This is a genomic window from Arhodomonas sp. KWT, from assembly GCF_010993615.1.
Genome location: NZ_WNXE01000168.1, coordinates 1 through 5,049, shown reverse-complemented (window position 1 = coordinate 5,049; position 5,049 = coordinate 1). Strand labels below are relative to the sequence as shown.

At 72.6% G+C, this 5,049-nt stretch carries 3 protein-coding genes and 1 pseudogene; 3 read left to right on the top strand and 1 reads right to left on the bottom strand.

Annotated elements, in window-relative coordinates:
* The 3 genes and pseudogenes from G7A99_RS15855 to fhuB form a co-directional block, all read left to right on the top strand.
* Positions 1–234 (top strand): annotated as a pseudogene (locus G7A99_RS15855) (ammonium transporter); the annotation flags it as partial.
* A 1,107-nt stretch (positions 235–1,341) separates the two neighbouring features.
* Positions 1,342–2,232 carry an ABC transporter substrate-binding protein gene (locus G7A99_RS15850; protein WP_163141891.1) on the top strand — a complete coding sequence of 297 codons (891 nt, stop codon included), beginning with the start codon at positions 1,342–1,344 and terminating at the stop codon, positions 2,230–2,232.
* Positions 2,232–4,193 (top strand): Fe(3+)-hydroxamate ABC transporter permease FhuB, encoded by a 1,962-nt coding sequence (gene fhuB / locus G7A99_RS15845; protein ID WP_163141889.1) that lies wholly within the window; start codon positions 2,232–2,234, stop codon positions 4,191–4,193. The genes G7A99_RS15850 and fhuB overlap by 1 nt, the downstream gene beginning before the upstream one ends.
* A 15-nt stretch (positions 4,194–4,208) precedes the next feature.
* On the opposite strand, the gene G7A99_RS15840 is transcribed toward fhuB, so the two are convergent.
* A partial coding sequence (locus G7A99_RS15840; protein WP_163141886.1) for an ATP-binding cassette domain-containing protein occupies positions 4,209–5,049 on the bottom strand: 841 nt, incomplete at its 5' end.

Here is a 5,049-nt window from a genome sequence, read left to right as displayed (position 1 = left end):
GTCGGCGTCTTCGGCCTGCTGATCGTGCCGATCACCAACGACGGGGCGACCTTCGTCGGCCAGATCGTCGGTGCGCTCACCATCTTCGTGTGGGTGTTCGTGACCAGCCTCATCGTCTGGGCCATCCTCAAGGCGGTGTGCGGTATCCGGGTCTCCGAGGAGGAGGAGACCGAGGGCGTCGACATCGGTGAGTGCGGTCTCGAGGCCTATCCGGAGTTCACCAAGATCTCCTGATACCGCGGCAGGCATGACCTGCCCGTGACCACGCCCCGGGACCGCTCGGTCCCGGGGCGTTTTTATGGTTGATCGCACCGTGCCCGGACGGATCGCGGGGCTGAGCAGGACGCACGAGTCGCCCCGTGTCGGTCACTGGCCAGTGCATGTCCGCGATCGCACCGGCCTCGGTGGGGAATTGTCGGTTGCCTTCGAGCAGCCGACCTGCGGCAGGAATCCCGGGCGGTGACAGGCCGCCCGGGTTGGCCGCTCCAGGCAGACCGGTAGGTCGTGCACGGCCGCGGGCCGTGTGCGACATCTTCAATGACCGCGCCGGAATGTCGCACGCCTGCGGCGCACGACCTACGCGAGTTCCCGTGGGTTGGCGGCTCCTGGCAGCCAGCATCCCGTCCTGCGGTGCCGGCAACGTCGACTGCCTCGAGCTTCCGCCCTTACGACCCCGATGTGCGCGCGTTCTGCCAGCGCCTGCGCCGGCCATGTGCAAGCCCGTCCCGATCTGCTTCGGCGTCATCAAGGACCAGACACCGTGTGCCCCGCAACTCGCGTGACTCGCGGGACGGTATCCACGGTCGTTCCGCTGCGCGAAGGCGACCGACACCGCCGGGTCGGGAACGGCGGTCGCGGGGGCCGCCTTCCGGCCATATGACGCACATGCCCGACGTTTCCCGCGACGTTGTGCCGCATCCCGTGGGATATCCCGCTACGGTCGGCTGCCCGAAGCAACCGGCCGCGTGTTCTCGACGGTGGATTCCATAGACGCGTAGGTCGTGCACGGCCTCTGGCCGTGTGCGACATCCCCGCGCAAACCATCGAGACGTCGCACACCTTACGGTGCACGACCTACGCGGACCGCTTCTGGTGTGGATCGGTTGCCCGCAGGCAGCCGGCAATCGCCGGGGCGGGAATGGCGGTTGCGGGGGCGCCGCCCGGGCAGGAAACGCATGTGCCCGACCTACCGGCCGGTGCTTGCCGTGACGTTGCGATGGCCCCTGTCATTCCATTTTGCGAATAATTCCCGTTTACCATAGAATGCCGGCTCCATCCGGTGGCCGGTGCCAGGCGCATCCGTGGTCACCGGGCCGCCCACCCCGAGCGTCCGTGGAGCCCATGGCCGATCGTCCGCTGCGTGCCACCGCCGCGCTGATGCTGCTCGCCGTGATCGTTGCCCTCGTGCCCGGGCGTGGCCGCGCCGCGCCCCCGGCGGTGGCGACGGTAGACTGGACCCTCGCGGAGACGCTCCTCGGCCTCGGTGTCACGCCCCTCGCGGTGGCTCAGGTGGATGCCTACCGGGCGTGGGTGGGCAAGCCGCGTCTGCCGGACTCGGTGGCGGACCTGGGGCTGCGCATGCAGCCGAACATGGAACGCCTCGCCCGGCTGGCGCCGGACCGCATCCTCATATCGCGCATGTTCACCTCGCTGACACCGCGGCTCGAGCGTATCGCGCCGGTGAGCGAGTTCGCGCTCTACACCCCGGATAGCGACACCTGGGAGCAGATGCTCGCGCTGACCCGCCGGCTCGGCACCCTGGTGGACCGCGAGGCGGCGGCGGAGCGGCTGATCCGCCGCACCCGCGAGGTGTTCGCCGACTGCCGCGGGCGGATCGCGGGGCGGGACGTGCGGCCGCTGCTGATGGTGCAGTTCATGGATGCCCGCCATGTGCGGGTGTTCGGGGAGAACGGCCTGTACCAGGTGGTGCTCGACCGGCTGGGGCTGCGCAACGCGTGGTCGGGCCCGACCAACTACTGGGGCTTTTCGCTGGTCGGCCTGGAGGCGCTGGCCGGGATCGACGCCCGGATCGTCGTGATCGAGCCGTTCCCGGCCGGGGTGGAGCGGACGCTGGCGGACAACGGCCTGTGGCAGTCGCTGCCCAGCGTGACCCGCGGCGACGTGGTCCGCCTGCCGCCGGTGTGGAGCTTCGGCGCGCTGCCCTCGGCGCGTCGCTTTGCCCTGCACCTCGTCGACGCCCTGGACGACCGACAGCGGGAGGACGCGCACTGATGACGCCGGCACGTGCCTGCGGGCTGTTCGCGTTGGCCCTGCTCGTCCTGGCGTTCGCCGGGCTCCACGCCGGCGGCGGTATTGCCGAGGGGGTCTCGGTCCTCGCCGCCGGGCCGGGCGCGGACCAGGCGTCCCTCGCGCTGTTCTTCGCCTGGTGGCCGCGTCTGGCGACTGCGCTGCTCGCCGGCGGCGCGCTGGCGCTCGCCGGCGTGCTCATGCAGCAGATCCTGCGTAATCCCATCGCGGCGCCGACCACCCTCGGTGTGGCCAGCGGCGCGAACCTCGCGTTGATGGTCGCGACCCTCACGGCGCCCGGGCTCCTGGGGGCGGGGCGCGAGTGGGTGGCGGTGGCCGGTGGCGGCCTGTCCATGGCACTGGTGTTCGCCCTGGCCTGGCGCCAGGCGCTGGCACCGGTGGTGGTGGTGCTTGCCGGACTGGTGGTGAATCTCTATTTCGGCGCCCTCGGCATGGTGCTGCTGCTCTTCCACCAGGAGGCCCTCAAGGGCCTGCTGATCTGGGGCGCGGGCTCGCTGGCGCAGACCGGCTGGGGCGGGGCGGCCTTCCTGGCCCCGCGGCTGATCCTCGGTGGCGCGCTGGCGTGGCTGCTGCTGCGCCCGCTGACGGTGCTCGCACTGGACGACGCCAGCGTGCGCAGCCTCGGCATTCCGCTGCGGCGCCTGCGTCTCGCTGGCCTGGCGCTGGCGGTGTTTCTCACCGCCAGCGTGGTCGCCACGGTGGGGATCATCGGTTTCGTCGGCCTGGCCGCCCCGAACCTCGCCTACCTCGCCGGGGCGCGCCGGCTCGGTCAGCGCCTGGTCTGGTCGACCCTGATCGGGGCGCTGCTGCTGGCGACCACGGACCTGCTGCTCCAGCGTTTCGCGGGGGTGCTGCCCACCCTCATCCCGACGGGATCGACCACCGCGGCGCTGGGCGCCCCGCTGCTGCTCTGGCTCATCCCGCGGCTGCGTCTGGGCGGCGGCACGGCCGCGGCCGGCGGTCACGGGATCGGCCGCCGGCATCCGGCCCCCGCCCGGCTCGCGGCGGTGATCGTCCTCCTACTGGCGGCGGGCCTCGTGCTCGCGCTGTATCTGGGCCGTGCCACCGGGGGCTGGGCGTGGACGGCGCCGTTCGACTGGGGGGTGCTCCAGTGGCGGGCACCACGGGTCATCGCCGCTGCGGCGAGCGGGGTGATGCTCGCTGTTGCCGGTACGTTGATCCAGCGCATCACCGCCAACCCGATGGCGAGCCCGGAGGTGCTGGGTATCAGCGGTGGCAGCGCCATTGCGCTGATGGCGGCGATCTTCCTGCTGCCCGCCCCCGGCGGGGTGACGCTGGTGGCGGTGGGCACCCTCGGTGCGCTCGCGGTGCTCGCGGCGCTGATCGCGCTCAACCACCGCAGCGGCCTGCGCCCGGACCGGCTGCTGCTCAGCGGCGTGGCGGTCACGGCACTGTTCGATGCCGTGCGCGGCATCGTCCTGGCCGGCGGCGACCCGCGTGGCCAGCGGGTGCTGGCGTGGCTGTCCGGCTCGACCTACTACGTCGACCTCACCGGCGCGGTCACCGTGGCCGTACTGGCCGGGGCGCTGGGGCTGGCGAGCTGGCCGCTGGTGCGCTGGCTGGAGCTGCTGCCCCTGGGGGCGTCGACGGCGCAGGCGCTGGGCGTGGGCGTGCGCCGCGCACGGCTGGTGCTGCTGTTGCTCGTGGCCGGGCTCACGGCCTGCGCGACGCTGGTGGTGGGGCCGCTGAGCTTCGTCGGTCTGCTCGCCCCGCACATGGCGCGGCTTCTGGGTTTCGCCCGGGCCCGCGCCCACCTCGCCGGGGCGGCGCTGTGCGGTGCGACCCTCATGGTCCTCGCGGACTGGGTGGGCCGGCAGCTGCTCTTCCCCCAGGAGGTGCCGGCGGGGCTGGTGGCCTCGCTGCTCGGCGGCGCCTACTTCATGTGGGGCCTGCGCCGGCTGTGAGCCGCCCGGCGGCGCTCAGCCGCCGCGCTGCAGCCGGGCCACGGCATCCCGGCTGGCCGCCTCGCGCTGGGCGCCGGTGAGCTCCACCAGCTGGCCGTCGCGCATCTCCAGCAGCCGGTCGGCATGCTGGAAGTACTGGTCGTCGTGGCTGATCGCGAACACCGTCTTGCCCATGTCCCGCAGCCGCGGCAGGACCTCGCGGTAGAACACCCGCCGGAACTCCGGGTCCTGGTCCGCGGCCCACTCGTCGAGCAGCAGCACGTCACGGGACTCCGCGATCGCGAGCAGCAGCGCCAGGCGCTTGCGCTGGCCCTGGGACAGCCGGGTGCTGGCGATCCGCCCGTCCTCCAGCGCACCGGTATGCGTCATCCCCAGGTGCTCGGTCCACGCCGCCACGAGGGCATCGTCCGGCGCCGCGCCGTCGGGACCCAGGAGCTCGCCGAACAGGTGGAAGTCCGTGAACACGCTGGCGAACCGGGCCCGGTAGGCATGCCGCTGCGCCGCCGTCACCGTGCGCCCGTCGACCTGCAGCGCGCCCTCGTGGGGCTCGACCAGCCCGACGAGCAGGCGTGCGAGGGTGGATTTGCCGCTGCCGTTGCCGCCGATCAGGAAGACCTGTTCGCCGCGGCGCAGGGTCAGGTCGATCGGCCCGACGGCGAAGCCGTCGCCGGTCGTGGCGGGGTAGCGGTAGCTCACCCCGCGCAGGGCCAGCGCCTGCCAGTCCGGCTCCGGTGCCGGTGCGGGAAAGCCCGGTTCGTAGTCCGCGAGGGTCAGGCGGTCGAGCTTCTCGAAGGCGACCCGGGCAGCGGTGAGCGTGGGCCATGCGCCGACGGCCTGGATGAGCGGCGTGCGCAGG

What these genes read in the sequence shown, in the direction of transcription:
- G7A99_RS15850 (WP_163141891.1), top strand. Translation starts at nt 1,342, where the DNA reads ATGGCCGATCGTCCGCTGCGTGCCACCGCCGCGCTGATGCTGCTCGCC.
- fhuB (WP_163141889.1), top strand. Translation starts at nt 2,232, where the DNA reads ATGACGCCGGCACGTGCCTGCGGGCTGTTCGCGTTGGCCCTGCTCGTC.